Genomic DNA, 25,606 nt, shown 5'->3' with positions numbered 1-25,606 from the left:
GCTAGCGCGTACGGGTACAAGGTTCAATCCTTCGGTTTAAAGCGCAGCAGGCGGTTGGCGTTGCTCACCACGGTAATGGAAGAGAGCGCCATCGCTGCACCCGCGACCACCGGGTTAAGCAGCGTGCCGGTCAGCGGCCACAGAATACCGGCCGCGATTGGGATACCGAGGGTGTTATAGACGAACGCTCCCAGTAAGTTCTGCTTCATGTTGCGCAGCGTGGCTTTTGAAATGGCCAGCGCGTCGGCAACGCCCATCAGGCTATGGCGCATCAGCGTAATGGCAGCGGTTTCGATGGCGACATCGCTCCCGCCGCCCATGGCAATCCCGACGTCCGCCTGGGCCAGCGCCGGGGCATCGTTGATGCCGTCGCCAACCATCGCCACCTGACGGCCCTGACTTTGCAGTTTCTTGATGGCGTCCGCTTTCCCGTCCGGCAGTACGCCTGCAATGACCTCATCAATTCCGGCTTCTTTCGCGATGGCGTTGGCCGTTGTCGGATTGTCCCCGGTCAGCATCACCAGACGATAGCCGGCACGGTGCAGACGCTGCAGGGCGTCCACGCTGTCCTGGCGAAGCGGATCGCGCACGGCCAGCAGCGCGGCGGCTTTGCCATCCACCGCCAGCAGAACCGGCGTAGCGCCCTGAGACGCCTGCGCTTTCAGCTCGCTTTCCAGCGCGGCGGTATCAATACCGTTTTCATTAAGCAATGCCTGGTTGCCCAGCAGCAGCGCGTGGCCTTCTGCTTCACCGCTGACGCCGAGCCCGCGCAGGGTGCGGAAATTGCTGACCTGCGGCAGGGCAGAAGCATTCGCTTTATCGAGAATGGCGCGCGCCAGCGGATGGCTGGATCCTTGCTCCAGTGCGGCGGCGAGGCGCAGCGCCTCCTCTTGCGCAATGCCTGCGGTAGTGACGGCCACCACCTGCGGTTTGCCTTCGGTCAGCGTGCCGGTTTTATCAAACACCAGCGTGTCGAGGGTGCTGGCCCGCTGCAGCGCGTCCGCATCCCGCACCAGTACGCCAAATTCGGCCGCGCGGCCTACGCCGGAGATAATCGACATCGGGGTCGCCAGGCCAAGGGCGCAAGGACAGGCGATGATCAGCACCGTGGTGGCGATCACCAGGGTGTAAACAATCTGCGGTGCCGGGCCGAAGAAATACCAGATCGCCGCGCTCAGCAGGGCAATGCCGACCACTACTGGAACAAAAACGGCGGAGATCCTGTCAGCAAGCTGGCCAATTTCCGGCTTGCTGCTCTGCGCCTGGCGCACCATGCGGATAATACGCGACAGCGTCGTGTGGCTGCCGACGGCGCTGGCGGTAAACAGCACGCTGCCGTCCTGCACCACCGTACCGGCATGAACGGCGTCGCCGTCTGATTTCTGCTGGGGAATGGGCTCGCCGGTCAGCATTGCTTCATCCAGCCAGGCTTCGCCCTGGGTTATCTTGCCGTCAACGGGAACGCGATCGCCCGTCGTCAGGCGCAGCGTCATGCCGGGCTGAACTTCCGCCAGCGGGACGCTTTTCTCCCCCTCGTCCGTGACCACGCGGGCCGTCGGCGGGGTTAAATCAAGCAATCTTTCCAGCGCTTTCGAGGAGCGCAGGCGGGCGCGGGCTTCCAGCATGTGGCCCAGGTTAATCAGGCCGATAATCATCGCGCTGGCTTCGTAATAGAGATGACGCGCCTCCATCGGGAACCACTGGGGCCAGACGTTCACGCTCATCGAATAGAGCCACGCCGCGCCGGTACCGAGCGCCACCAGCGTATCCATCGTCGCGGTGCGGTTTTTCAGGCTCTTCCAGGCGCTGGTATAGAAATGTCCGCCTGCAAACACCATCACCGCAAGGGTAATCAGGCCAATCACCAGCCACAGCGTGCGGTTGTCGGCGGTGACCATCATGTTGTCACCCATCATGCCCCACACCATCACCGGAATACCCACCAGCAGGGCGACAATCGCCTGCCAGCGGAAGCGCTTCATGGTGGCGATAGCCGTTTCCTGCTGGCGCTCGCGGCGCTCGGCATCATCTTCGATGGCCTCCGCCCCGTAGCCCGCTTTCTCAACGGCCTGCACTAAATCTGCGGCGGAGGCGCTGCCCATCACCAGCGCAGTGCGCTCCGCGAGGTTTACCCGTGCCTGCGCAACGCCCGGTACGGCCTGCAAGGCGTTTTGTACCCGGGAGACGCAGCTGGCGCAGCTCATGCCGTTGATCAGCAGCTGTTGGCTGTCGTCAATATCATCAGCTGCCGGAAGCTCAGGAGTGGCCGCTGTCAGTGCTTCCGACGGGGATGATGACTCTGCCAGCGGTTTAGCCTTTGGGTGGCTTAACTCCGCCCCGTAACCGGCCTGCTTGATGGTATCGATCAGCGCATCCGCGCTGGCGCTGCCGGTGACGGCGGCATGATCGATAGTCACGTCAGCGCTTTCAACGTCAGGGCGCTGTTCCAGGCTTTCTTTAACGCGTTTGACGCAGTGGCCGCAGGAGAGGCCGTCCAGCGTCAGGTCGATAGTGTGAGACATAACAAAACTCCCGTATAATGAACTGGTCAGTAGTTGACCGGAGTAACGCTTTTCGCTAACTGTTATGAAGGTTAAACCTTCCATCAAGGGGAAGGTCAAGGGGGAAATGTGAATATCAGTGACGTGGCAAAAAAAACCGGCTTAACCAGCAAGGCAATCCGCTTTTATGAAGAGAAGGGGCTGGTAACGCCACCGCTGCGCAGTGAAAACGGCTACCGCAGCTACACGCAGCTGCATCTGGATGAACTGACGCTGCTGCGCCAGGCAAGACAGGTCGGTTTTAATCTGGAAGAGTGCGGCGAGCTGGTGAACCTGTTTAACGATCCGAAGCGTCACAGCGCCGACGTGAAAAAACGCACGCTGGAAAAAGTGGCCGAAATTGAACGCCACATCATCGAGCTGCAGGCGATGCGCGAACAGCTGCTGCAGCTCGCGGAATCCTGTCCGGGGGATGACAGCGCCGACTGCCCGATTATCGATAATCTTGCCGGCTGCTGTCATCGTAAGGCCTCTGCTTAGCAGGCTTTCACCCGCAGGGTAATGCCTTCCACCGCAATGACCTCAACCCGCGTGCCGGCGCTGAGGTCGTCGTCGGCGACTACCGGCCACGAGCTGTCGCCCACGCGCATGTGCCCGCGTCCGTTTACCAGCGCGGTGTCGAGCGTAAAACGCTTGCCGACAATCTGCTGTCCGCGCTGGTTGAGGTGCGCGTCCAGCGGTTTTTGCTCGTTAACCCGCCGGTTTAGCCAGCGCCACCACAGCCACGCGGCCACCAGCGTCAGCACGGCAAATAGCGCACCCTGCCACGCCCAGTCCAGGGGAAGGATCCAGACCAGAAGGCCCGTAATGACGGCGGCAACACCGCTCCAGAGCAGGTAGCCGTTGCCGCCCAGCATCTCCGCCGCCAGCAATAAGCCACCGAGGCTTAGCCAGAAGGCATGAGGATGTGCAGCGATCAGCTCAATCATTTTTTACGCTCGTTTCCGCTGTCTTTAATCAGTTCGGCAATACCGGCGATAGAGCCCATCAGGCTGCTGGCCTCCAGCGGCATCATCACCACTTTGCTGTTGTTCGCCGAGCCGATCTGTTTTAGCGCGTCGGTATATTTTTGCGCGACAAAGTAGTTCACGGCCTGGATATCACCGGCGGCAATCGCCTCGGACACCATCTGGGTGGCGCGGGCTTCCGCTTCTGCCGAACGTTCACGTGCTTCCGCCTGTAAGAATGCGGACTGACGATCGCCTTCCGCTTTCAGGATCTGCGACTGTTTTTCCCCTTCCGCTTTGAGGATCTCCGCCTGACGCACCCCTTCGGCTTCCAGAATGTAGGCGCGCTTGGTTCGCTCGGCCTTCATCTGGGCGTTCATGGAGGCGATCAGCTCCGCCGGCGGGCGCACGTCGCGGATCTCAATACGGGTGACTTTGATCCCCCACGGGTTCGTTGCTTCATCGACAATGTGCAGCAGGCGGGTGTTGATGCTGTCGCGCTGGGAAAGCATTTCGTCCAGCTCCATCGAGCCGAGCACGGTACGGATGTTGGTCATCGTCAGGTTGACGATCGCCAGCTCCAGGTTGCTGACCTCATAGGCCGCTTTCGGCGCATCAATCACCTGAATAAAGCAGACGGCGTCGATGGTGACGTTGGCGTTATCCTTGGAGATGATCTCCTGAGACGGAATGTCCAGTACCTGCTCCATCATGTTGATCTTGCGACCAATCCGGTCCATGAAAGGAACAATCAGGCTTAAGCCCGGCTGGAGGGTGTTGGTGTAGCGACCGAAACGCTCGACGGTCCACTGATAGCCCTGAGGGACAATTTTGACGCCTGCGCCCACAATAACCAGCGCAACGAAAATAAGGACAGGAACAACGATAAGCATAAAAACCTCCTGTTTTGCATGCTGTGATGAGTGAAAGTGTGTGTTTATTGCTCGTAAGTATAGGTAAAGTCAGAGATGAATCCATCACCCGCTTCGGCAATGGCTTTGGATAATCCCTGGTAGTACTTCTCCAGCCCCAGCGCTTCGATACGCTGGATCTGTTCGCGAATGGGGGCGCAGAACAGAACGGCATTCCCCGCTTCAACGCGCTTGTTATTGGGAGGAAGATCGCCCGCGATGGCTTTGAACCACGTTCTGATACCCTGCTTTAAATTATGCGGCGCTTTAGTCAGGTTATCCATGCCCGTCAGAACCTGCAGGGTGGGAAACTCATCGGCCAGCACGGCGGTTTTCATGCGCGCAAAGAACTGGCTGAACAATTCAAACGATCCCAGATCGGTGACGCGCGGTTTGGTCGTTTTACCGTTTTTATTGCCGATTTTCCCTGCGGCTGACGCTGGGGCCGGAACCGCATTCACCTTTTCCAGCTCCAGCCCGAATAACAAATTACAGTGCGCACGGCGCTCTTTCAGCGGATAGGACATCAGCACGTCAATGAATTGGGTGGCCTTTACATCCGCAAGATCGTGGTTGATAAGCCACTGGGTACGAGAAAATTCAGCCGGAGAGACGAACCAGTCGGGTACCTCATTGAAACGTTTGGATTTTCCCTTGCCGTCAAATTCCAGGAAGTGTGTCCCGTTGTCGAAGGCGAAATAGCAATTTTTGAAACTGCCGATCGTGGTGTTCACGATGAGCGCCTTCTTAACAAAATCCACCACCTCTGCGCCAATGACAAAACGCGTGAGTTCCGACGATTTGATGACTTCCATTAATGTTTCGACATCAGGAACACCAGGCTTCAGGGAAGGAAACTCATAAAAGATATGTGCCATGCTGCTTACTTCCTGTAGTGATGGTGGAGACAAATGACAAACAAAAAGTTTAACACTTGCTTTAGCGTGAGGCTATTCGCTCTGTGCGCACGAAAGGATTATGCTACAGGCGGTTATTACACGAAGCGGTTAACGGAAGCGTAATGAACGATAAAAAAGAACTATTACATCTCAGGGATATCGGATTTCGTGTTGGAGAAAACATTATTCTTCAGCACGTCGGGTTTAGCCTGTCGCCGGGCGAGTTTAAATTAATCACGGGCCCTTCAGGCTGCGGTAAAAGCACGCTGCTGAAAATTGTGGCCTCACTCCTCAGCCCGACGGAGGGCACCATTCTGTTTGAAGGACAGGATATCTCAACCCTGTCCCCGGAAAACTATCGCCAGCAGGTCTCCTACTGCGTGCAAACCCCCGCGCTGTTTGGCGATACGGTTTATGACAACCTGATTTTCCCGTGGCAAATCCGCAATAAAACGCCGGAGCCGGAAAAGTTTATCAGCGATCTGGCCCACTTTGGCCTGGCGCAGGAGACGTTAACCAAATCCATCACCGCGCTGTCGGGCGGAGAAAAGCAGCGCGTCTCGCTGATCCGCAACCTGCAGTTTTTACCGAAGGTGCTTTTGCTGGACGAAATTACCAGCGCGCTCGATGACGTCAACAAACGCAACGTTAATGAGATTATTCATCGCTACGCCCGGGAGCAGAATATTGCCGTGCTGTGGGTGACGCACGACGCTAATGAAATAACCCATGCGGATGACGTGATTACGCTTCAGCCGCACGGCGGGAAAATGCAGGAGGCTAACCGTGGGTGAGCATAACATTACCAATGAATCCCTGGCGTTTTCGATGGTGCTGGTATTGATTGCAATTGTGGTCAGCTACCGGGAAAAGCTGGGGCTGGAAAAAGATATTGTGTGGAGTATCTGCCGCGCGGTGGTTCAGCTCATCATCGTTGGCTATGTGCTGAAGTATATTTTCAACGTCAACCACGCGGTGCTGACGCTGCTGATGGTGCTCTTTATCTGTTTCAACGCGGCGTGGAATGCGAAAAAACGCAGTAAATACATAGATAAGGCGTTTATCTCGTCGTTTATCGCCATTACCACCGGGACGGCGCTCACGCTGGCGGTGCTGGTGCTCTCCGGCTCGATTGCCTTTACGCCGATGCAGGTTATCCCTATCTCCGGGATGATTGCGGGGAACGCCATGGTGGCCGTTGGGCTCTGTTATAACAATCTCGGCCAGCGCTTCAGCAGTGAACAGCAGCAGCTGCAGGAGAAATTAAGCCTGGGAGCGACGCCTAAAGTGGCCTCGGCGCGGCTGATCCGTGAGAGCATTCGCTCATCGCTGATCCCAACGGTAGATTCAGCCAAAACGGTGGGGCTGGTGAGCCTGCCGGGCATGATGTCGGGGCTGATTTTTGCCGGTATCGATCCGGTCAAAGCGATTAAGTATCAGATCATGGTGACGTTTATGCTGCTCTCTACGGCAAGCCTGTCAACCATCATTGCCTGCTACCTGACCTATCGGAAGTTCTACAACGCGCGCCACCAGCTGGTGGTGACGCAATTAAAGAAAACGGGTTAAGCCTGTTTTCCAGGCCCGGTAAGCGTTAGCGCCACCGGGCATTTTTTTGTTAGTAGAGCAACGCGTACAGCTGACGACGATACTTCGACGCCAGCGCGTCTCCGGTGCCCAGCGCGGCCAGAATTTCCTGGAACATCTTACGCGCCTGACCGTCTGCGGCTGCCAGGTCTTTTTGCAGGTGGCTGAACAGCAGTTCCAGCGCCTCTTCGTTACGCCCCACCTGGTGCAGCTGCAGCGCCAGCTGGCTTGCCAGCGCGGCGTCGGCCGGGTTGTCGGCAACCTGCTGCTGCAGCTGCTGAATTTCCGGGGTGTCCGCCGCCTGTTTCAGCAGCTCAATTTGTGCGACCAGACCCTGATAGCGGGTGTCCTGATCCTGCAGCGGAACCGTCTTGAGTACGGCTTCCGCGTCTTCTGAACGGTGCAGGGCGATCTGCGTTTCCGCCAGCAGCAGGCCAATCTGGCTGTTCTGATTCGACAGCTGCCACGCCTCTTTGAGCAGCGGCAGCGCCTCGTCGTATTTACCTTCCTGCATCAGCGCCATGCCTTCCTGCGCTTTCAGCTCTTCTTCACGCGGCAGCACTTTATCCAACAGGGCGCGGATAGCCTCTTCCGGCTGCGGCCCCTGGAAGCCGTCAACGGGCTGGCCGTTCTGGAACAGATAGACGGTTGGGATGGCGCGCAGACCAAACTGAGACGCCACCATCGGCTCGGCGTCGCAGTCCAGCTTAGCGAGAATGAACTGACCGTTGTACTGCGCGGCAAGGCTTTCCAGCACCGGCGTCAGCTGCAGGCAGTGTTGGCTGCGTTCAGACCAGAAGTAGAACAGGACCGGTTTGGTCATCGACTGTTCAAGGGTCTGTTGCAGGTTAGCTTCTGTAATATTGACGATATTCTGTACGGACATGCGGCTTTCTCTTTTGTCGGTTTGTTCTTTACATGGGGATGAGCGTCGTCGCTTCAACTCAACCGTGCAAAATTTTGTCCATCATCCGGCCCGGCAGCAGGCGTTTTAACCAGCCTACGGCATGGGTGACCAGCGTCACCGGATAGCGCATTTTAGGATGTTCGCTCTCAAAAGCATGGCGCACTTTGGCTACCACCGCCTCTGGCCCGAGGGTAAAACGTGCGGCAATGCCGGGGTTCTCGACCGGCTTATCCGCCTGGGTCTGGTTCACGTTTTCGGTAAAGCGGGTGCGGATCGGGCCGGGCTCAATCAGGCTGACCTTGATGCCGCTGTGGCGCAGCTCCATGCGCAGGGCGTCGGACCAGGCCTCCAGCGCATATTTGCTGGCGGCGTAGGCGCCGCGGCCCGGGGTGGAAATCAGCCCCATCACTGACGATGTCATCACGATGCGCCCTTCACCGTGCGGCAGCATCGCGGGGAGCAGGCGCATGGTGAGCTGATGCACGCCGAAGAAGTTGGTCGAAAACTGTTTCTCCAGCGTTTCGCGGGAGAGCGTATCCAGCGGGCCATACACGCCGTAGCCGGCATTGTTAAAGAGCCCGTAGAGACGATTGTCGGTCAGCGCGATCACCTCATCGGCGGCGCGTTCAACGCTCTCCGGCGAGTCCATATCCAGCAGCACGCCGGTAAAGCCCAGCCCGTTCATGCGTTCGACATCGTCGGGTTTGCGACACGCCGCCAGCACCCGAAACCCCTGGCGCTTCAGTTCGAGCGCGCTTTCCAGGCCGATTCCACTGGAACATCCTGTAATTAAGACCGATTTTTGCATAACTTTACCTGTCAGGATCTCCGCTTAATCAGGAGTCATGTTTAACTAAAGGAGCCAGCCGCGTTGCCATCCAGTCGGCAATAAACGGCTGAGCATCGCGATTGGGGTGGATCCCGTCGTCTTGCATCCACTGGGGTTTGAGATAGACCTCTTCCATGAAAAATGGCAGCAGCGGAATATCAAACTCTTTGGCAAGCTTAGGGTAGATCGCGCTAAAGGCTTCATTATACCGACGACCGTAGTTGGCGGGCAGGCGAATTTGCATCAGCAGCGGCTGGGCGTTTGCCGCTTTGATATCCTGCAAAATGGTGCGCAGCGTTTGCTCGGTTTGCTGAGGCTGAAAACCGCGCAATCCATCGTTACCGCCAAGCTCCACCAGCACCCAGCGCGGCTGATGCTGTTTGAGCAGTGCAGGCAGGCGCGACAGGCCCTGCTGCGAGGTATCGCCGCTGATGCTGGCGTTAATTACCGACGTCTTGCTCTGCCATTTGTCGTTGAGCAGAGCAGGCCAGGCCGCGCTGGCCGCCATGCGATAGCCTGCGCTCAGGCTGTCGCCGAGAACCAGTAACGTGTCCGCTGCCGCCGCGCGGAAGGTCATCAGAATCAAAAACAGGAAGGGCAAATGCCAGCGGAAAACAGTGTTGAAGTTCATCATCTTAAGAAGTCCGTCGGTCAGGGGGAACACGAGCTTTCCATCCTTACTGGAGTTGAACTCGTTGTCAAACGCGCTGAAACCATCGCGCTGATTGGCGAATCCGGCTCCGGCAAGTCCACGCTGCTGGCGATTTTGGCCGGTCTGGACGACGGCAGTAGCGGCGAGGTCCATCTTGTCGGGCAACCGCTGCATCAGCTTGATGAAGAGGCGCGGGCCGCGCTGCGCGCGCGTCACGTTGGTTTTGTCTTCCAGTCCTTCATGCTGATCCCCACCCTGAACGCGCTGGAAAACGTCGAACTCCCGGCGCTGTTGCGCGGTGAAAACAGCCGTGAAAGCCGGGCGCACGCGAAGGCGCTGCTGGAGCAGCTCGGTCTGGGCAAGCGTCTCGACCACCTTCCCGCACAGCTTTCCGGCGGTGAGCAGCAGCGCGTGGCGCTGGCGCGGGCGTTTAACGGTCGTCCCGAAGTCCTGTTTGCCGATGAGCCCACCGGTAACCTTGACCGTAAAACCGGTGACCGGATTGCCGACCTGCTGTTTTCGCTCAACCGCGAGCACGGCACCACGCTGATCCTCGTCACCCACGATCCGCAGCTCGCCGCCCGCTGCGACCGCCGCCTGCGGCTGGTGAACGGTATTCTTCAGGAGGAGGCATGATTACCCGCTGGTTCTGGCGCGAGTGGCGCTCGCCCTCGCTGCTTATCGTCTGGCTGGCGCTAAGCCTGGCGGTGGCCTGCGTGCTGGCGCTCGGCAGCGTCAGCGACCGCATGGAAAAAGGGCTTAGCCAGCAGAGCCGGGAGTTTATGGCGGGTGACCGGGCGCTGCAAAGCTCCCGCCCGGTGCCGTCGGGCTGGATTGCAGAGGCGCGTAAACAAGGGCTGAAGGTGGGGGAGCAGATAAGCTTCCAGACCATGACCTTTGCGGGCGACACGCCGCAGCTCGCCAGCGTTAAAGCCGTCGATGATATCTATCCGATGTACGGCGAACTGGAGACCAACCCGCCAGGGCTGAAGCCAAAGCCCGGTACGGTGCTGCTGGCATCACGTCTGATGGCGCTTCTGAACCTGAAACCCGGCGATAGCATCGACGTCGGCGACGCCACCTTCAACATTGCCGGGGAAGTGGTGCAGGAGCCCGATTCCGGCTTTAACCCCTTCCAGCTCGCGCCGCGCCTGCTGATGAACACCGCGGATGTCGCGGCAACCCATGCGGTACAGCCGGGCAGCCGCGTCACCTGGCGCTATAAGTTTGGCGGCACGCCTGCCCAGCTTGACGCGTATGAAAAATGGCTTCTGCCGCAGCTCAAGCCGGAGCACCGCTGGTACGGGCTGGAGCAGGACGAAGGGGCGCTCGGTAAATCACTTGAACGTTCTCAGCAGTTCCTGCTGCTTTCGGCACTGTTGACCCTGCTGCTGGCGGTGGCGGCGGTTGCCGTGGCGATGGGGCATTACTGCCGCAGCCGTTACGACCTGGTGGCGATCCTCAAAACCCTGGGGGCGGGCAGGGCGCAGCTGCGCAAGCTGATTGTCGGCCAGTGGCTGATGCTGCTGGTCCTCTCCGCGATTACTGGCGGAATAATCGGGCTGCTGTTTGAAAAACTGCTGATGGTGATGCTGAAGCCGGTGCTCCCGGCCGCCTTGCCGCCGGCCAGCCTCTGGCCGTGGCTGTGGGCGATGGGCGCGATGACGGTGATTTCGCTGCTGGTGGGGCTACGCCCCTACCGCCTGCTGCTCGCGACGCAGCCGCTGCGCGTGCTTCGCAACGATGTGGTGGCGAACGTCTGGCCGCTGAAGTTCTACCTTCCGGTGATTATTGCCGTGGCGGTGGGGCTGCTGGCGTGGCTGATGGGGGGCAGCACGCTGCTGTGGGCGGTACTGGCCGGGGCGGTTGTGCTGGCGCTGCTGTGCGGCGTGCTGGGCTGGATACTGCTCAACGTCCTGAAGCGGCTCACGGTGAAATCCCTGCCCGTGCGCCTGGCGGTCAACCGCCTGCTGCATCAGCCGTGGTCAACGCTCAGCCAGCTGTCGGCGTTTTCGCTGTCGTTTATGCTGCTGGCGCTGCTGTTAGTGCTGCGCGGCGATCTGCTGGATCGCTGGCAGCAGCAGCTTCCCCCGGAAAGCCCGAACTATTTCCTGATCAACATTGCCCCTGAGCAGGTCACGCCGCTGAAGGGCTTCCTGTCTGAGCATCACATTATTCCTGAGTCGTTCTATCCCATCGTGCGCGCGCGTCTGACGCAGATCAACGGTCAGCCAACGGAGGGGAATAAGGACGAGTCGCTGAACCGCGAACTGAACCTGACCTGGCAGGAGAAACGCCCTGACCATAACCCGATAACCGCCGGCACCTGGCCGCCGAAAGCGGGGGAAGTCTCGATGGAAGAGGGGCTGGCGACGCGGCTGAACGTGAAGCTGGGAGACAGCGTCACCTTTACCGGCGATACCCAGGATTTTACCGCGAAAGTCACCAGCCTGCGTAAAGTGGACTGGGAAAGCCTGCGGCCAAACTTCTTCTTTATCTTCCCGCCGGGCGCGCTGGACGGGCAGCCGCAGAGCTGGCTGACAAGCTTCCGCTGGGAAAACGGCAACGGCATGCTGACCCAGCTCAACCGGGAGTTTCCGACGGTCAGCCTGCTGGATATTGGGGCGATCCTGAAGCAGGTAGGGCAGGTGCTGGAGCAGGTGAGCCGCGCGCTGGAGGTCATGGTGGTGCTGGTGACGATCTGCGGCGTGCTGTTGCTGCTGGCCCAGGTGCAGGTGGGGATGCGCCAGCGCCATCAGGAGCTGGTGGTCTACCGCACGCTGGGGGCCGGAAAGCGACTGCTGCGGATGACGCTATGGAGCGAGTTTGCGCTGCTGGGGCTGGTGGCGGGTCTGGTAGCGGCCATTGGCGCGGAAACGGCGCTGGCGGTGCTGCAGACAAAGGTTTTCGACTTCCCGTGGGAGCCTGACTGGCGTCTCTGGTTGATCCTGCCTCTCAGCGGAGCGGTGCTGCTTTCTCTCTGCGGAGGCTGGCTCGGCACGCGGCTGTTAAAGGGCAAAGCCCTGTTCCGTCAGTTTGCGAGTTGATTTAGCACGGTGATAGTTGCGCACCGGGTTTTAATGCCGGTGCGCAGCGTTTAAATAGCACAAACTGATAATACCCACTCATTTAGTAGCACAAAACATTAAAAACCCGACCACACGGCCCGATTATTTCCAGTTAATATTCACCCGCTAAATATTTAGCAGCGTGTCTATTAAGGAAAAATAATGACTATAAAAAAATCAGCGCTGGCGGCAACGATCGGCGCGGCAGTGGCATTGACTACCTTCGCTTCTCAGGCGGAAATCACCGTTCTTAAGCAGGATCCTCAGGCGGGTAACCCGCTGAGCCGTCTGAACTTCACCGTTGGCGGCAGTATTCGTCCTCAGTTCCAGAACATGACCGGCGACGACGGTAAAAACAGCTACAAGCGTAACGGCTTTGACGGCGGCACCCGTTTCCGTTTCGCGGCTGATTACTACCTGTTTGATGACATCAGCTGGGTAAGCTACTACGAGCTGGGCGTGAACTTCCCTGCAATGTTCAACTGGGACAACCACTACAGCGAAAGCGATCACGACACGACGCGTCGTATGCTCTACACCGGCCTGAAGAGCGACACCTGGGGTACGCTGACCTTCGGTCAACAGAACAGCGTTTACTATGATGTGGTGGGCGCGAAAACCGATATCTGGGACTACGACATGATCGGCCAGGCACCAGGTAACGGGATCAAAGGCGATTACGACGGTTCTTACCGTTCACGTAATATGCTGAAATATAAGAAAACCGTGGGCGATGCCGACATCTACGCATCTTACCTGTTTGAAGACAGCGAATACCTGCCGGGCAACGGCCTGCGATACAAGCGTAAAGGCGGCGGCTCGCTGGGTCTGGATTACCACCTGACCACCGACCTGACCTGGGGCGCCGCGTGGAACTACACCCGCGCGGACATGCGTAACCCGGATAACGGCGACAGCAAAACCTACGACCAGAACATCCTCGGTACCGCGCTGAGCTGGACCCCGGACAACTGGACCTTCTCCGCTGGCGGCGGCTGGTACCAGAACTTCATGACCACCAAAAAAGTGTCGGTTAACGACTACTTTGCGGGTGATGCATGGGGTATTGAATACTTTGCGGGCTACAAGTTCCCAGTCGGTCAGTACGCGGTTAAATCTATTCAGCCTTACTTCATGGGCGACCGTATTGAGTACGTGAATGGCCGTAACTACCAGCGCATCGACAACGGCGTGGGTATCAGCTTCCAGCTGGATTACGGTTTCCGCGTGGATTACGAACACGTGTTCACCTCCAGCACCGACAACCTGGGTGACATGAACCTGGTGCGTCTGCGTTACGACTTCTAGGTCGTCTTGTTGGGTGCGGCCTGATGCCCTCACCCTGACCCTCTCCCACGGGGAGAGGGAATAAACATTAAAAACGGCAACCCAGGTTGCCGTTTGGCTTTTACCTCGCCACCCGGCTTTGTTTTAGCGATTAAGCCACTCAGCGACCTCGCCATACGTCCCGCGATACACAATCTTCTCCGCCTTTTTCTCCAGCTGATAGCCGTACATCGGGTCGTAATAGTCCTTCAGCAGCGGCGCAAGCCAGCTAAAGTGCGCCTCGGTGCTGCCGGAGCGTTGCTGTTCCAGCAGCGCGGAATCTAACAGCGCGGTGAATTCTGCATACCGCTGCAGCCCCAGACGGCGGCGAATGGCGAACAGGCCGTGGTGCAGATACTCGCTGTATTCTTTCCAGCCCGCTTCCTCGCCGTATGCGGCAGAAAAGTCCGCCCACATGTGGTCGAAATACTCTTCGCGCAGGCGCTCGAGGCGGACGTCAAACGGGTCTTCGACGACAACGATAGGGGCTTCAGCCATGCGGTCGCGCAGGCACTCCGGCAGGTGGTTGGAGCCAATCATCCGGCCCTCGTCTTCCAGCACCCAGCGCGCGGCGTCTTTTTTCAGGAGCTCAACCGCAAGGTGGTTTTCAAAGCTGGCCTGGGAAAGCTGCGGCGTGAGCGTGCGGCCAAACGACGAACCGCGATGGTGCGCCAGCCCTTCCAGATCGATACCCTGCACGTGCTGCTTCACCAGCAGGGTTTTGCCGTTTCCGGTGCAGCCGCCAATAAGCACCATCGGCTTCTGCGACTGCTCGATAGTCACCTGAATCGCCGTCTGGCGGAGGGCCTTATAGCCGCCGCGGATCAGCGGGTAGTCAACGCCCGCCTCTTTCAGCCAGGCCTGCGAGATATGCGAGCGCTGGCCGCCGCGCGCGCAGCAGAGAAAGCCCCCAGGATGGGTAAGGCTGGCTTCCCGCCAGGCGTTAATGCGTGCCTCACGCGTCTCGCCGCTCACCAGCTGATGGCCGAGCGCCAGCGCGGCCTCGGGGCCCTGGCGTTTATAGCAGGTACCGACGGCGGCGCGCTCGTCGTCGTTCATTAAGGGCAGGTTGATCGCCGCAGGCATCGCGCCCTGGGCAAATTCGATCGGCGCGCGAACGTCGATTAAAGGGGTATCAGACGCGAGGATCGCGCGATAGTCCGTTCCATCGTTCATGGTTGTTCCAGAAGAAAACTCAGCAGCAATGGGCGGGGATTGTACGCCGGGGAAGGGGAAGATCAACTCCCCGGCGCAGATGTCTTACTTGAGCTTAGACTGTGCCCAGACAATACCGCTCGCATATTCCGGCGGCAGGAGCGGGATCATCGCTTCCAGGGTGGCGCTCAGGCGGCCCGTGTCGCTGTCGTTCAGGTTCAGGTGACCGACCTTACGACCCGCGCGTACCTCTTTGTCATACCAGTGCAGATGCACGAGCGGCAGCTTCAGCCAGTCGTAGTTCAGATCGGTGCCGATCAGGTTGATCATCACCGACGGGCTGTTCACCACCGGCTGCGGCAGCGGCAGGTCGGTGATTGCACGCAGGTGCAGCTCGAACTGGCTGATGGACGCGCCGTTTTGCGTCCAGTGGCCGCTGTTGTGCACGCGCGGCGCAAGTTCGTTGATCAGCAGACCGGACGGGGTGATAAAGCACTCCATCGCCATGACGCCCACATACCCGAGTTCGTGCATGATGGCAGAGAGCATATCTTCCGCCTGCGCCTGCTGGTCAGCATTGGCGTGCGGGAAGGCGACGCTGGTGCGCAGAATGCCGTCCTGATGCAGGTTATGCGTCAGCGGATAAAAGACGGTATGCCCGTCGTGCCCGCGCGCGCCAACCAGCGACACTTCACCGCTGAAGTTAATGCCCTGCTCAACGATGCACTCGCCGTAGCAGTCGTCCGGCAGTTCTGCCGTTTCATCTGCACGCAGGCGCCACTGGCCGCGGCCGTCATAGCCGCCCACGCGGCGCTTCACGATTGCCAGCTCGCCCAGCATCGCGAAAACGTCATTCCACTCGCTTTTATCGGACAGGAGCTGCCACGGCGCGGTCGGCAGACCGAGCTTGTCGAACAGCTGCTTTTGCGTCAGACGGTCGGCGATGATCGGGAACACGTCGCGGTTAACGAAGGCGTTATGACGCGCCAGCTCGCGGGTCAGAGCCGTTTCCGGCCAGCGTTCGATCTCGGCGGTGATCACGCTCTGGTGGAACGGTACGGCTTCCGGTTCGGCGTCCAGCCCGACGGGCCAGACGGCAATACCCAGCGGCTCACCGGCCTGACGCAGCATGCGGCCTAGCTGGCCGTTACCGAGGACGCAAACCTGCTTCATGCCGCACCCCGCGGGTCCGGATTGTCCAGCACCTCGTCGGTCTGGGCTTTACGCCACTCCGCCAGACGCTGGTGTAATGCTTTATCGTGCGTCGCAAGAATTTGCGCCGCCAGCAGAGCTGCGTTCGCCGCACCCGCTTTACCAATCGCCAGCGTGCCGACAGGAATACCGCGCGGCATCTGGACGATGGAGTAGAGGCTATCTACACCGCTTAACGCGGCGCTTTGGACCGGAACGCCCAGTACCGGCACCAGGGTTTTGGCGGCAATCATGCCTGGCAGATGTGCTGCGCCGCCCGCACCGGCAACGATCACCTCATAACCGTTCTCTTCGGCGCTTTCGGCGAAGCTGAACAGTTTGTCCGGTGTACGGTGCGCGGAGACCACTTCAACGTGGTGTGGAACATTCAGGATTTCAAAGATTTCGGCGGCGAACTGCATGGTAGCCCAGTCGCTTTTGGACCCCATCACGATGGCGACACGCGCCGGATTATTGCGGGAAGACATGCGTCTTAAAACTCCTGTGGTGCGAAACACACTGCTTTTGAGGGCACAGAGAATAGCATGTTATACGGGCAAGGAAAACGGTTGCGCGGTTAAAAGGCGAGCAGTTATGGCGAGAAAGCGATAACAAAAAAGACCGCACGATGGCGGTCTTTTATATGATGTTACTGAAGATCCCCTGCGGACAGGTTCTCGTTGTCGAACGCGCGGCTGACATCGATATGATTCACCATGCTGGTGTCGGCATTCGAGCCCGATTTTGGCACGGAGAAGCGATTCTCCGCGGCCTGTGCGCCAGTGGACACCACGACTGCCAGCAGCAGGGTACTTACGATGCTGATGTTTTTCATTCTCTGTTCCTTCCTCATCGTATTGTCGCTGTCGCACGTCTTCGCTGGCGGCACGGCAATCAGGGTTTTTATTTAGTCAGTTCTGCGGTCATGTACACGCGGTTGTTGACCTTCGCGCTCGTGATTTTATAAGAGGCATTCTGCTCGGCGGCCTGCGCGGCAATTTTCGCTTCTGCGCGGTCAAGGGTAGAGGCGGTTGCGCTCACGCTTTGAGCGAAAGAACCGAAAGAAACCAGGGAAAGAGCGGCAACTGCAACGAAAGTTTTGATAGATTTCATGGTCGTATTCCTTAAGTATTTTATCTGGGATAGGGCGTATTGCCCTGATGTGATAAATAATAGGCCGACCACGGGCTGATTAAAATCGAAACAATTTGCCGATATTGTTCAAAAAAATAGAATGATGGTGCGAGGGGTTAAAACGGAAAGGCGATCGGCTCCACGCCCTCTGGCGTGACTTTGACCATGGAGCCTTCGGTGTGCCAGGCACCTAATACCACGCGATGGGCCGGTTCGCCGTTGGCGATAAGGGAATGGACGTCAGGACGATGGGTATGACCGTGGATCAACCACTGAACGCCATGCTTTTCCATCACGCTCACCACGGCCTGCGGGTTCACGTCCATGATGGTCATGGATTTGCTGCTGTTGGCGGCTTTACTGCCCGCGCGCATTCTGGCAGCTATGCGGTTACGGATAAACAGCGGCAGCGCAAGGAACACCTTTTGGATCCATGGGGTGTGGACTTTGGCGCGAAACGCCAGGTAGCCGGTATCGTCGGTGCAGAGCGTGTCGCCGTGCATGAACAGAACCCTGCGGCCATAGAGGTCGAGCACCTGCTCTTCCGGCAGCAGCGTCATGCCGCTTTCGCGGGCGTAGCGCTTGCCGATCAGGAAATCACGGTTGCCGTGAATGAAGTAGCAGGGGACGCCGGAATCCACGAGCGCGTGAATGGCGGCGGCCATTTCACGGTGCAGCGGGTTAGGGTCGTCGTCGCCAATCCAGGCTTCAAAGAGGTCGCCCAGGATGTACAGCGCATCGGCGCTTTTCGCTTCACCGCGTAAAAAACGCAGAAAACCGGCGGTTATCGCCGGTTCTTCTGTTTGCAGATGCAGATCCGCAATAAAGAGTGTCGCCACGAATTACTCGCTGACGGTCACGCTTGTAATCACAACGTCTTCTTTAGGAACGTCCTGGTGCATACCGCTGCGGCCAGTAGCGACGGCTTTGATCTTGTCAACCACGTCCATACCTTCAACCACTTCTGCGAATACGCAGTAGCCCCAACCCTGCAGGCTTTCGCCGGAGAAGTTCAGGAAGTCGTTGTCCGCCACGTTGATGAAGAACTGCGCGGTGGCAGAGTGTGGCGCCTGAGTACGGGCCATTGCCAGCGTACCGCGGGTGTTTTTCAGACCGTTGTTCGCTTCGTTTTTGATCGCTTCTTTGGTCTCTTTCTGGTTCATGCCAGGTTCGAAACCGCCGCCCTGGATCATAAAACCGTTGATCACGCGGTGGAAAATGGTGTTGTTGTAGAAACCTTCGCGGCAGTAGTCCAGGAAGTTTTTAACTGTTTCAGGCGCTTTGTCATCAAAGGTTTTGATTACGATATCGCCATGATTAGTGTGGAAAGTAACCATTTTTGCATCCTGTTCCGTTATTGTGGTACGTCGACCCGCGTTCGGGTCATCTATAGGGGCTTGTTATAGCATAACCACAGGATGCGATCACCTTGCATTGTGTGCTGCTTCGGGTTTGAATTACGGGTAGAATAGCCGGTTTTCAACCACACACGTGTTTACATGGAATCTTCGATGTTAAAAATCTTTAATACAATGACGCGCCAGAAAGAGGAATTTAAACCTATCCATGCCGGGGTAGTCGGCATGTACGTGTGTGGTATTACGGTTTACGATCTCTGTCACATTGGCCATGGCCGTACCTTTGTCGCTTTTGACGTGGTGTCACGCTACCTGCGTTTTCTGGGCTACACCCTGAAATACGTGCGTAATATCACCGACATCGACGACAAAATCATCAAGCGCGCTAATGAAAACGGCGAAAGCTTCGTTGCGCTGGTCGATCGCATGATCGTCGAAATGCACAAAGATTTCGACGCCCTGAATATTCAGCGCCCGGACAGCGAGCCGCGCGCGACCCACCATATTCACGAAATCATCGAGATCACCGAAAAGCTGATCGCTCGCGGTCATGCCTACGTTGCGGACAACGGTGACGTGATGTTCTCGGTGCCGACGGACCCAACCTACGGTTCGCTTTCCCGTCAGGATCTGGACCAGCTCCAGGCCGGCGCGCGCGTTGACGTGGTTGACGTGAAGCGTAACCCGATGGACTTCGTGCTGTGGAAAATGTCCAAAGAGGGCGAGCCAAGCTGGCCATCACCGTGGGGCGAAGGCCGTCCGGGCTGGCACATTGAATGTTCCGCGATGAACTGCAAGCAGCTGGGCAAGCACTTCGATATCCACGGCGGCGGTTCAGACCTGATGTTCCCGCACCACGAAAACGAAATCGCGCAGTCCACCTGCGCCCACGGCGGCGAGTACGTTAACTACTGGATGCACTCCGGCATGGTAATGGTTGACCGCGAGAAGATGTCTAAATCGCTGGGTAACTTCTTCACCGTGCGCGACGTGCTGAAGTATTACGACGCGGAAACCGTGCGCTACTTCCTGATGTCCGGCCACTATCGTAGCCAGCTGAACTACAGCGAAGAGAACCTGAAACAGGCGCGCTCGGCGCTGGAGCGCCTGTATACCGCGCTGCGCGGAACCGACAGGTCTGTTCCTGCTGCAGGCGGCGAAGCGTTCGAAGCCCGCTTTGTTGAGGTGATGAACGACGACTTCAACACCCCGGAAGCCTACTCCGTGCTGTTCGACATGGCGCGCGAAGTGAACCGCCTGAAGTCAGAAGATATGGCCGCGGCGAATGCGCTGGCGTCCCATCTGCGTAAGCTCTCCTCCGTGCTCGGCCTGCTGGAGCAGGACCCGGACGCATTCCTGCAGAGCGGTGCGCAGGCGGACGACGGTGAAGTGGCGGAAATTGAAGCGTTGATCAAAGCGCGTCTGGAAGCGCGTCAGGCAAAAGACTGGGCGGCGGCAGATGCGGCGCGCAACCGTCTGACCGAGATGGGAATCATTCTGGAAGATGGCCCGCAGGGGACTACCTGGCGCCGTAAGTAATTTTCCCCTCACCCTAACCCTCTCCCAAAGGGAGAGGGAATTATTAGGTTTTCTCCCTCTCCCCGTGGGAGAGGGCCGGGGTGAGGGCATCAGCGCCCACGTTTTCTCCACCACAGCAACCCCACCAGCACGACTCCCGGCAGCCACACCCACAGCAGCTCCGACACGATCACCTGATGCCCGTACGGCGTGGTGTAGCGCGACAGCGCAAACGGCGCGACCTTAATCACCTGCCACGGCGCAAAGAAGCGTTCATCTGACCACGGCCACAGCCAGCCGACGCCTTTCCCTCCCGTGGTAATCGAATCCAGCAGGCTGTGCGAAAGCAATGACGCGGTCAAAAACAGCCAGCACCGCGTCAGGCTGGCCCGGAACCACCGTCGTCCAGTCAGCACGCAGAGTATCGGCATCACAAAGGCGAACAGCAGGGAGTGGGTAAAGCCGCGATGGCCGAAAACATTGCCGTACGCGACGCCGAACTTGAACGCCAGCACGTCGGCATCCGGCAGCATGGCGAGGACAATCCCGGCAAACAGCAGGCGGGGAGGAATCACTTTGGTTCCCAGGCCTAAGCCCAGACAAAGCGGAACAGCAGCGTGTGTAATAACGGTAGGCATTGCGATTATCCATGGCAAATCATGGAAATATAGCAGCAATCCCGCGCCGGCAGACCCGCGTCAAATTCTTATTTTTACGCCGACTCGCGCGCGATAAGCTGTCCGGAAAGCGTAATGCGCTGGGTTTGCAGCGTCGGCTCCTTCAGCGTACGAATAATCAGCCCGGCAGCCTGACGCCCGGTCTCTTCGCTGGCTGACGAGACGTAGGTAAAGGACGGCGAGGTGAGGTTAACGTGGAGCATATCTTCGAAACCGACCAGCGCGACCTGCTGCGTCAAAAACACATCTTTACCCACCGTTCGTCCAACCTGATGAATACCGGAGATGGAGCCGATCATGGCATCCGGCGAGTGGCAGAGCAGGGCGGTGATGGTGTTGTTTTTTTCCAGCAGCTGGCGGGTGGCGAAACCCGCCGCCAGCGTGTCATCGCTGCAGGCCGGAGAGTATTCATCGCGCCAGACCAGCCCGTTCTGCGTCATCGCGCTGCGAAAACCGAGCAGGCGCTGCTCGCGGATGAGGCAGCCTTCACGCCCGCCAATGTAGGCAATATTGCGATGGCCGCGCTCGATAAGATAACGCACCGCCAGGTTTGCCGCCTGACGGTTATCGCGCATCACCAGATTGCATTTTTCATCCAGCAGCGACTGAGAAACCACCACCAGCGGCAGCGGGCAGCGGCGAATTTGCTCCGGCAGGGTGGAGGTGCGGGTATCCGAGGCCAGATAGATAACCCCGGCGACGCCCTGCTGCTTAAACGACAGCAGGCAGCGCTCTAGATGGTCATGGTCGTTCTGGGGCTGGCCGAGAAAAACCATATACCCCTGTTTTTCAAGATCCTGGACGATGCTCGCCATCACCTTGATGGAGAAACTGTCGCTAAAGTCGCGGAGGATCAGGCCAATCAGATTGGACGTATTGGCGCGGAGGTTGGCAGCGGCAACGTTATGAACATAGCCCAGCGTATTGATGGCAGCGTTGACCTTCTCGATCGTTGCCTCTGAGATTTTCCCTTTCTGGCGCAAAACCAGCGAGACGGTTGAGACCGATACGCCCGCGTGCTTTGCGACATCAATAATGCTGACTTTCTTCAAAACCGCTCCCTGAAATTCACCGATTATCAGTCAGATACGACAATGCGTCTCCCAGACTACAGGAGACGCGTCGTTCAGGCATCTTATTATTTGCCGATCATGGTGGACATGGTCTGGGCGATAAACTGTGCTCTGGCACCGAAAATCACCTGAATACCGTTGTCGCCGACGAAGACCACGCCGCGCGCGCCGAGTCCGTTCAGGCCGTCCTTATCGACCACCTCGCTTTTTGCCACTTCCAGGCGAAGGCGGGTGATACAGGCGCCGACGGAGTCGATGTTGTGCGCCCCGCCCAGCAGGGTGATGATCTCGGTCGCGAGTTCTGAATCAGACTTATCATCCGCGTTGGCGGTCACTTCAGTGCGGCCCGGCGTTTTCACGTCGAAACGACGGATCACAAAGCGGAACGTGAAGTAATAAATCAGACCCATTGGAATGCCGATGATAATCGCATTCAGGAAGTTGGTCTTGTAGCCGTTAAAGGACGGCAGGATCCCGAATGACAGATAGTCGATAAAGCCCGCGGAGAACGACTTGGCGATATGCGCATGCAGCAGATACATAGTCATGTAGGCCAGGCCCGCCATGATGGCGTTAAAGACGTACAGGATCGGCGCCACGAAGATAAAGGTAAACTCGACCGGTTCGGTGATCCCCGTCAGGAAGCAGGTCAGCGCCGCAGAGAACAGAATACCGGCCGCGATTTTCTTATTCTTCGTATGGGCTTCGTGATACATCGCCAGGCACGCGGCGGGCAGCGCGAACAGCATCAGCGGGAATTCGCCCTGCATGAATTTACCGGCATTCTGGTAGGTGTCGCTGCTGAAGGACTTCACTCCTTCTTCCAGCATCTTGAACCAGATCGTCTGGTCGCCGTGGATCACCTGTCCAGCCTGGGTGGTGTAATCCCCGAACGAATACCAGAAGGACGGATACCAGATGTGGTGCAGGCCGAGCGGGATCAGCGCGCGCTCTACCAGACCGAAGATAAAGGTCGACGCCGCCTGATTATCGCCGTTCACCACCACGGAGAGCGCGTCGATACCGGCCTGAATATGCTGCCACACGTACGGCAGCAGCAGCCCCATCAGGAACGACAGAAACGCCGTTGCAATGGCCACGAAGCGCTTGCCGGAGAAGAAGCCCAGGAACTCTGGCAGCTGCATGGTGTGGAAGCGGTTATAGCACCAGGCCGCGAGAATACCGCAGATCAGGCCGCCGAAGACGCCCATCTGCAGCGTCGGGATGCCGACCACCATGGCGTATTTCCCACCCTGGGAGGCCATTTCCGGCGTGATGCTCAGCACGGTGCTGATGGTGATATTCGTGACAAACACCGACACCGCCGCAGACAGCGCCGCGATGCCGGATTCTGACGCCAGACCCACGGCGGAGCCAATGGCAAACAGCATCGGCAGGTTATCAAAGATAACCCCGCCCGCGTTCATCATCAGCGGCAGATGGAACTTATCGCCGAAGGCCAGCAGCAGGCCCGCAGCGGGAAGCAGTGAAATTGGCAGCATTAAGGCGCGACCAATCATCGATAACTTAGACAGCGATTTAACAAACCCTGATATCAGACTCATGCTGATTTCCCCCGAGTAGCGCTTTCTTGGCGCTGTTATTGTAAGTAGAACGTTTTAGTAGAACGTTCTACTTATCGTGGGCAAAGAGTGAAAAACGCGCAACTGAATTCTCACGTTTCAACAGATGAAATAGTGATTATTTGAAGTTGATCGATAAATAACCGCGATGGGTGTGAGGGGATTTTATATCCCCTCTCCCTGTGGGAGAGGGTTAGGGTGAGGGCATAATACGGCTCAGGCCGTAACGGTTACGCTCTGTCCTTCAAAGCTCACGGTCTGACCCGCGACAATCTTGCAGCGCTTGCGCGTTTCTACCACGCCGTCGACTTTTACCAGCCCGTCGGCGATAACGATTTTCGCCTGCGCGCCGCTTTCGCTCCAGCCTTCCAGCTTCAGCAGATCGCACAGCTCAACGTGCGGGTGTTTACCTAATGAAAAAGTCGCCATCTTACGCGTCCTCTACGTCATGATATTCTTCGCACGCCTGCAGCGTGTTCTGAATCAGCGTTGCTACGGTCATCGGGCCTACGCCGCCCGGTACGGGGGTGATGTAAGACGCGCGCGCGGCGGCATCTTCGTACACCACGTCGCCGACCACTTTGCCGTTTTCCAGACGGTTAATCCCGACGTCCACGACAATCGCGCCCTCTTTGATCCACTCGCCCGGAATAAAGCCCGGCTTGCCGACCGCGACGATCAGCAGATCGGCGTTCTCGACGTGGTGACGCAGGTTTTTGGTGAAGCGGTGGGTCACGGTGGTGGTGCAGCCCGCCAGCAGCAGCTCCATGCTCATCGGGCGGCCCACGATGTTGGACGCACCGATAACCACGGCGTTCAGACCGTAGGTGTCGATGTTATAGCGCTCCAGCAGCGTCACAATGCCGCGCGGCGTGCACGGGCGCAGACGCGGCGCGCGCTGGCACAGGCGGCCAACGTTGTACGGATGGAAACCGTCCACGTCTTTATCCGGCGCGATACGCTCCAGCACCTTCACGTTGTCGATGCCCGCCGGCAGCGGCAGCTGAACCAGAATACCGTCGATCTCTTTATCGGCATTCAGGGTGTCAATAAGTTCCAGCAGCTCTGCTTCGCTGGTGGTTTCCGGCAAATCGTAAGAGCGGGAGACGAAGCCCACCTCTTCACACGCTTTGCGCTTGCTGCCGACATAAATCTGCGATGCCGGGTTACTGCCAACCAGCACAACGGCCAGCCCGGGGGCGCGTTTTCCGGCAGCTTTACGCGCCTTCACTTTTTCCGCGACCTCAGAGCGCACCTGCTGCGCAATCGTTTTACCGTCAATAATCTTTGCTGCCATCAGAGAGAAGATTCCGTCTGTAACGTTTGAAAGGGGGGATGGCGTGTATTTTGTCAGAAGCGAGCGTCGCTGTCAGTCACCCTTTACGCGTTTTTATCAGTGAGACGCAAAAACCCTTCTTAAGGGATGGTCAATTTCTTAGGCGGGATTAGGATGTGACCTGGCGAAATGGCAGCGTTTTGACATATTTAAAAAACGCGTCCTGAGCTACTTTGTCTCCTCCGAAATAAGCTTTCAATTAATCAATTGAACGTATTTCTTATTCCCGATTATTCGCGGGAAGGGTTATTTACATTTTAAAGGAATAGACATGAAACTCAGCAACATTGCTTCTACTGTTATTGCTACTTTGGCCCTGGTTGCAGGTGCCGCAAATGCAGCAGATCCTGCTGCGCCGGTTTCCGTAAATGGCGGTACCGTACATTTTAAAGGTGAGCTGGTTAATGCGGCTTGTTCAGTAAATACTGATTCTTCCGAGCAGACCGTTAATCTGGGTCAGTATCGCACCGCGAAATTTACCAAAGTGGGCGACACCACCTCTAATATTCCATTCAACATTGAACTGAATGATTGCGATCCGCTGGTTGCCAAAACTGCCGCTGTTGCGTTCACCGGTCAGATCGACCCAACCGACAAAACCCTGCTGGCCGTGACCTCCGGTAACAACGACAACACCGCGAAAGGCGTAGGTATCGAGATCCTCGACAGCAAATCCAGCGTTCTGACCCCAGACGGCGCGACCTTCTCTGCTGCGCAGACGCTGATCGAAGGGACCAACACCCTGAAGTTCACCGCACGTTACAAATCAACGGCTGCCACCACTGAGCCAGGCCAGGCAAACGCTGACGCCACCTTCGTAATGAAATACGAGTAATTCCTCCGCACAGGGATGTTCAGGCCTCACGGACGAGGCCCGTCATACGCTAATGCCAG

27 protein-coding genes are annotated in these 25,606 nt (G+C 57.9%); 8 read left to right on the top strand and 19 right to left on the bottom strand.

All coding sequences use genetic code 11. The annotated features are described in order from the left end of the window. Positions 1-23: 23 nt before the first annotated feature. The gene (copA, locus tag ACWKXN_RS12645) at positions 24-2,522 is read right to left on the bottom strand and encodes a copper-exporting P-type ATPase CopA (protein WP_454543870.1); all 2,499 of its coding nucleotides are present in this window, start codon (positions 2,520-2,522) and stop codon (positions 24-26) included. A gap of 108 nt (positions 2,523-2,630) precedes the next feature. Between copA and cueR the strand changes: the two genes are divergently transcribed. Continuing rightward, positions 2,631-3,041 carry a Cu(I)-responsive transcriptional regulator gene (gene cueR / locus ACWKXN_RS12640; RefSeq protein WP_023310618.1) on the top strand — a complete coding sequence of 137 codons (411 nt, stop codon included), beginning with the start codon at positions 2,631-2,633 and terminating at the stop codon, positions 3,039-3,041. Here cueR and ACWKXN_RS12635 read toward each other — a convergent pair. From ACWKXN_RS12635 to ACWKXN_RS12625, 3 genes are read right to left on the bottom strand one after another with little or no spacing between them, the layout of a single operon-like run. Further along, complete coding sequence (locus ACWKXN_RS12635) at positions 3,038-3,490, bottom strand: NfeD family protein (protein WP_023310619.1); 453 nt, start codon at positions 3,488-3,490, stop codon at positions 3,038-3,040. The genes cueR and ACWKXN_RS12635 overlap by 4 nt on opposite strands. Then, positions 3,487-4,401 (bottom strand): SPFH domain-containing protein, encoded by a 915-nt coding sequence (locus ACWKXN_RS12630; RefSeq protein WP_023310620.1) that lies wholly within the window; start codon positions 4,399-4,401, stop codon positions 3,487-3,489. The genes ACWKXN_RS12635 and ACWKXN_RS12630 overlap by 4 nt, the downstream gene beginning before the upstream one ends. Positions 4,402-4,445: 44 nt before the next feature. After that, on the bottom strand, positions 4,446-5,297 hold the full coding sequence (locus ACWKXN_RS12625; protein ID WP_033144808.1) for a hypothetical protein: 852 nt from the start codon (positions 5,295-5,297) through the stop codon (positions 4,446-4,448). Between the two features lie 143 nt (positions 5,298-5,440). Here ACWKXN_RS12625 and fetA point away from each other — a divergent pair, with 143 nt between their 5' ends. Then, positions 5,441-6,112: an iron efflux ABC transporter ATP-binding subunit FetA gene (fetA, locus tag ACWKXN_RS12620; RefSeq protein ID WP_094934739.1), complete on the top strand. Its 672-nt coding sequence runs from the start codon at positions 5,441-5,443 to the stop codon at positions 6,110-6,112. Further along, the gene (fetB, locus tag ACWKXN_RS12615; protein ID WP_023310623.1) at positions 6,105-6,887 is read left to right on the top strand and encodes an iron efflux ABC transporter permease subunit FetB; all 783 of its coding nucleotides are present in this window, start codon (positions 6,105-6,107) and stop codon (positions 6,885-6,887) included. The genes fetA and fetB overlap by 8 nt, the downstream gene beginning before the upstream one ends. A gap of 49 nt (positions 6,888-6,936) precedes the next feature. On the opposite strand, the gene ACWKXN_RS12610 is transcribed toward fetB, so the two are convergent. From ACWKXN_RS12610 to tesA, 3 genes are read right to left on the bottom strand one after another with little or no spacing between them, the layout of a single operon-like run. Then, the gene (locus ACWKXN_RS12610) at positions 6,937-7,791 is read right to left on the bottom strand and encodes a co-chaperone YbbN (protein WP_023310624.1); all 855 of its coding nucleotides are present in this window, start codon (positions 7,789-7,791) and stop codon (positions 6,937-6,939) included. Positions 7,792-7,849: 58 nt separating this feature from the next. Further along, positions 7,850-8,620, bottom strand: a complete 771-nt coding sequence (locus ACWKXN_RS12605; protein ID WP_014882827.1) for an SDR family oxidoreductase — start codon at positions 8,618-8,620, stop codon at positions 7,850-7,852. A 28-nt stretch (positions 8,621-8,648) separates the two neighbouring features. Continuing rightward, positions 8,649-9,272 carry a multifunctional acyl-CoA thioesterase I/protease I/lysophospholipase L1 gene (gene tesA, locus ACWKXN_RS12600; protein ID WP_032661743.1) on the bottom strand — a complete coding sequence of 208 codons (624 nt, stop codon included), beginning with the start codon at positions 9,270-9,272 and terminating at the stop codon, positions 8,649-8,651. Here tesA and ybbA point away from each other — a divergent pair. The 3 genes from ybbA to ACWKXN_RS12585 all read left to right on the top strand — a co-directional run bounded on the left by ybbA (position 9,243) and on the right by ACWKXN_RS12585 (position 13,669). Next, positions 9,243-9,929 (top strand): putative ABC transporter ATP-binding protein YbbA, encoded by a 687-nt coding sequence (ybbA, locus tag ACWKXN_RS12595; RefSeq protein ID WP_023617272.1) that lies wholly within the window; start codon positions 9,243-9,245, stop codon positions 9,927-9,929. The genes tesA and ybbA overlap by 30 nt on opposite strands. After that, a complete protein-coding gene (gene ybbP / locus ACWKXN_RS12590) occupies positions 9,926-12,340 on the top strand; it encodes a putative ABC transporter permease subunit YbbP (protein ID WP_454543869.1) in 2,415 nt (804 codons plus the stop codon). Before ybbA ends, ybbP begins: the two co-directional genes overlap by 4 nt. A 183-nt stretch (positions 12,341-12,523) precedes the next feature. Then, positions 12,524-13,669 carry a porin gene (locus ACWKXN_RS12585; protein ID WP_039263983.1) on the top strand — a complete coding sequence of 382 codons (1,146 nt, stop codon included), beginning with the start codon at positions 12,524-12,526 and terminating at the stop codon, positions 13,667-13,669. A gap of 123 nt (positions 13,670-13,792) precedes the next feature. On the opposite strand, the gene mnmH is transcribed toward ACWKXN_RS12585, so the two are convergent. From mnmH to ppiB, 7 genes are all read right to left on the bottom strand, one after another. Then, positions 13,793-14,863, bottom strand: coding sequence for a tRNA 2-selenouridine(34) synthase MnmH (mnmH, locus tag ACWKXN_RS12580; RefSeq protein ID WP_454543868.1), 1,071 nt, complete (start codon positions 14,861-14,863; stop codon positions 13,793-13,795). Positions 14,864-14,947: 84 nt separating this feature from the next. Continuing rightward, positions 14,948-16,015, bottom strand: a complete 1,068-nt coding sequence (gene purK, locus ACWKXN_RS12575) for a 5-(carboxyamino)imidazole ribonucleotide synthase (protein WP_032661448.1) — start codon at positions 16,013-16,015, stop codon at positions 14,948-14,950. Then, positions 16,012-16,521 carry a 5-(carboxyamino)imidazole ribonucleotide mutase gene (gene purE, locus ACWKXN_RS12570; protein WP_023310631.1) on the bottom strand — a complete coding sequence of 170 codons (510 nt, stop codon included), beginning with the start codon at positions 16,519-16,521 and terminating at the stop codon, positions 16,012-16,014. Before purE ends, purK begins: the two co-directional genes overlap by 4 nt. 161 nt (positions 16,522-16,682) lie before the next feature. Then, positions 16,683-16,868 carry a hypothetical protein gene (locus tag ACWKXN_RS12565; protein ID WP_029741050.1) on the bottom strand — a complete coding sequence of 62 codons (186 nt, stop codon included), beginning with the start codon at positions 16,866-16,868 and terminating at the stop codon, positions 16,683-16,685. A gap of 68 nt (positions 16,869-16,936) precedes the next feature. Further along, the gene (locus tag ACWKXN_RS12560; RefSeq protein ID WP_023310633.1) at positions 16,937-17,146 is read right to left on the bottom strand and encodes a YdgH/BhsA/McbA-like domain containing protein; all 210 of its coding nucleotides are present in this window, start codon (positions 17,144-17,146) and stop codon (positions 16,937-16,939) included. Between the two features lie 137 nt (positions 17,147-17,283). After that, positions 17,284-18,006 carry a UDP-2,3-diacylglucosamine diphosphatase gene (gene lpxH / locus ACWKXN_RS12555; protein WP_454543867.1) on the bottom strand — a complete coding sequence of 241 codons (723 nt, stop codon included), beginning with the start codon at positions 18,004-18,006 and terminating at the stop codon, positions 17,284-17,286. 3 nt (positions 18,007-18,009) lie between these two features. Continuing rightward, on the bottom strand, positions 18,010-18,504 hold the full coding sequence (ppiB, locus tag ACWKXN_RS12550; protein WP_023310635.1) for a peptidylprolyl isomerase B: 495 nt from the start codon (positions 18,502-18,504) through the stop codon (positions 18,010-18,012). 174 nt (positions 18,505-18,678) lie between these two features. Between ppiB and cysS the strand changes: the two genes are divergently transcribed. Further along, a complete protein-coding gene (gene cysS, locus ACWKXN_RS12545) occupies positions 18,679-20,064 on the top strand; it encodes a cysteine--tRNA ligase (RefSeq protein WP_454543866.1) in 1,386 nt (461 codons plus the stop codon). Between the two features lie 89 nt (positions 20,065-20,153). Here cysS and ACWKXN_RS12540 read toward each other — a convergent pair whose 3' ends face one another. The 5 genes from ACWKXN_RS12540 to folD all read right to left on the bottom strand — a co-directional run bounded on the left by ACWKXN_RS12540 (position 20,154) and on the right by folD (position 24,673). Continuing rightward, complete coding sequence (locus ACWKXN_RS12540; protein WP_454543865.1) at positions 20,154-20,681, bottom strand: metal-dependent hydrolase; 528 nt, start codon at positions 20,679-20,681, stop codon at positions 20,154-20,156. Between the two features lie 74 nt (positions 20,682-20,755). Next, positions 20,756-21,772: a Mal regulon transcriptional regulator MalI gene (malI, locus tag ACWKXN_RS12535; RefSeq protein ID WP_023310638.1), complete on the bottom strand. Its 1,017-nt coding sequence runs from the start codon at positions 21,770-21,772 to the stop codon at positions 20,756-20,758. Between the two features lie 86 nt (positions 21,773-21,858). Next, positions 21,859-23,358 (bottom strand): PTS transporter subunit EIIC, encoded by a 1,500-nt coding sequence (locus tag ACWKXN_RS12530; RefSeq protein WP_029741054.1) that lies wholly within the window; start codon positions 23,356-23,358, stop codon positions 21,859-21,861. A gap of 234 nt (positions 23,359-23,592) precedes the next feature. Then, positions 23,593-23,805 carry a ribosome-associated protein YbcJ gene (gene ybcJ / locus ACWKXN_RS12525; protein WP_023334767.1) on the bottom strand — a complete coding sequence of 71 codons (213 nt, stop codon included), beginning with the start codon at positions 23,803-23,805 and terminating at the stop codon, positions 23,593-23,595. A 1-nt stretch (position 23,806) separates the two neighbouring features. Next, positions 23,807-24,673, bottom strand: coding sequence for a bifunctional methylenetetrahydrofolate dehydrogenase/methenyltetrahydrofolate cyclohydrolase FolD (folD, locus tag ACWKXN_RS12520; RefSeq protein WP_008499332.1), 867 nt, complete (start codon positions 24,671-24,673; stop codon positions 23,807-23,809). A 310-nt stretch (positions 24,674-24,983) separates the two neighbouring features. Here folD and fimA point away from each other — a divergent pair, with 310 nt between their 5' ends. Beyond that, a complete protein-coding gene (gene fimA / locus ACWKXN_RS12515; RefSeq protein ID WP_023310641.1) occupies positions 24,984-25,547 on the top strand; it encodes a type 1 fimbrial major subunit FimA in 564 nt (187 codons plus the stop codon). Positions 25,548-25,606 lie beyond the last annotated feature (59 nt).

The organism is Enterobacter sp. UPMP2060, from assembly GCF_053709655.1.
This window is presented reverse-complemented; position numbering and strand designations above follow the sequence as displayed.

Coding starts and splice junctions, on each gene's coding strand:
- ACWKXN_RS12605 (WP_014882827.1), bottom strand. CDS start 8,620: ATGCAAAAATCGGTCTTAATTACAGGATGTTCCAGTGGAATCGGCCTG.
- cysS (WP_454543866.1), top strand. CDS start 18,679: ATGTTAAAAATCTTTAATACAATGACGCGCCAGAAAGAGGAATTTAAA.
- ybbA (WP_023617272.1), top strand. CDS start 9,243: ATGCCAGCGGAAAACAGTGTTGAAGTTCATCATCTTAAGAAGTCCGTC.
- mnmH (WP_454543868.1), bottom strand. CDS start 14,863: ATGAACGATGGAACGGACTATCGCGCGATCCTCGCGTCTGATACCCCT.
- purK (WP_032661448.1), bottom strand. CDS start 16,015: ATGAAGCAGGTTTGCGTCCTCGGTAACGGCCAGCTAGGCCGCATGCTG.
- ACWKXN_RS12635 (WP_023310619.1), bottom strand. CDS start 3,490: ATGATTGAGCTGATCGCTGCACATCCTCATGCCTTCTGGCTAAGCCTC.
- ybcJ (WP_023334767.1), bottom strand. CDS start 23,805: ATGGCGACTTTTTCATTAGGTAAACACCCGCACGTTGAGCTGTGCGAT.
- ACWKXN_RS12565 (WP_029741050.1), bottom strand. CDS start 16,868: ATGAAAAACATCAGCATCGTAAGTACCCTGCTGCTGGCAGTCGTGGTG.
- ybbP (WP_454543869.1), top strand. CDS start 9,926: ATGATTACCCGCTGGTTCTGGCGCGAGTGGCGCTCGCCCTCGCTGCTT.
- ACWKXN_RS12540 (WP_454543865.1), bottom strand. CDS start 20,681: ATGCCTACCGTTATTACACACGCTGCTGTTCCGCTTTGTCTGGGCTTA.
- ACWKXN_RS12530 (WP_029741054.1), bottom strand. CDS start 23,358: ATGAGTCTGATATCAGGGTTTGTTAAATCGCTGTCTAAGTTATCGATG.
- ACWKXN_RS12625 (WP_033144808.1), bottom strand. CDS start 5,297: ATGGCACATATCTTTTATGAGTTTCCTTCCCTGAAGCCTGGTGTTCCT.
- ACWKXN_RS12585 (WP_039263983.1), top strand. CDS start 12,524: ATGACTATAAAAAAATCAGCGCTGGCGGCAACGATCGGCGCGGCAGTG.
- folD (WP_008499332.1), bottom strand. CDS start 24,673: ATGGCAGCAAAGATTATTGACGGTAAAACGATTGCGCAGCAGGTGCGC.
- fimA (WP_023310641.1), top strand. CDS start 24,984: ATGAAACTCAGCAACATTGCTTCTACTGTTATTGCTACTTTGGCCCTG.
- tesA (WP_032661743.1), bottom strand. CDS start 9,272: ATGAACTTCAACACTGTTTTCCGCTGGCATTTGCCCTTCCTGTTTTTG.
- ppiB (WP_023310635.1), bottom strand. CDS start 18,504: ATGGTTACTTTCCACACTAATCATGGCGATATCGTAATCAAAACCTTT.
- ACWKXN_RS12610 (WP_023310624.1), bottom strand. CDS start 7,791: ATGTCCGTACAGAATATCGTCAATATTACAGAAGCTAACCTGCAACAG.
- purE (WP_023310631.1), bottom strand. CDS start 16,521: ATGTCTTCCCGCAATAATCCGGCGCGTGTCGCCATCGTGATGGGGTCC.
- copA (WP_454543870.1), bottom strand. CDS start 2,522: ATGTCTCACACTATCGACCTGACGCTGGACGGCCTCTCCTGCGGCCAC.
- ACWKXN_RS12630 (WP_023310620.1), bottom strand. CDS start 4,401: ATGCTTATCGTTGTTCCTGTCCTTATTTTCGTTGCGCTGGTTATTGTG.
- ACWKXN_RS12560 (WP_023310633.1), bottom strand. CDS start 17,146: ATGAAATCTATCAAAACTTTCGTTGCAGTTGCCGCTCTTTCCCTGGTT.
- fetA (WP_094934739.1), top strand. CDS start 5,441: ATGAACGATAAAAAAGAACTATTACATCTCAGGGATATCGGATTTCGT.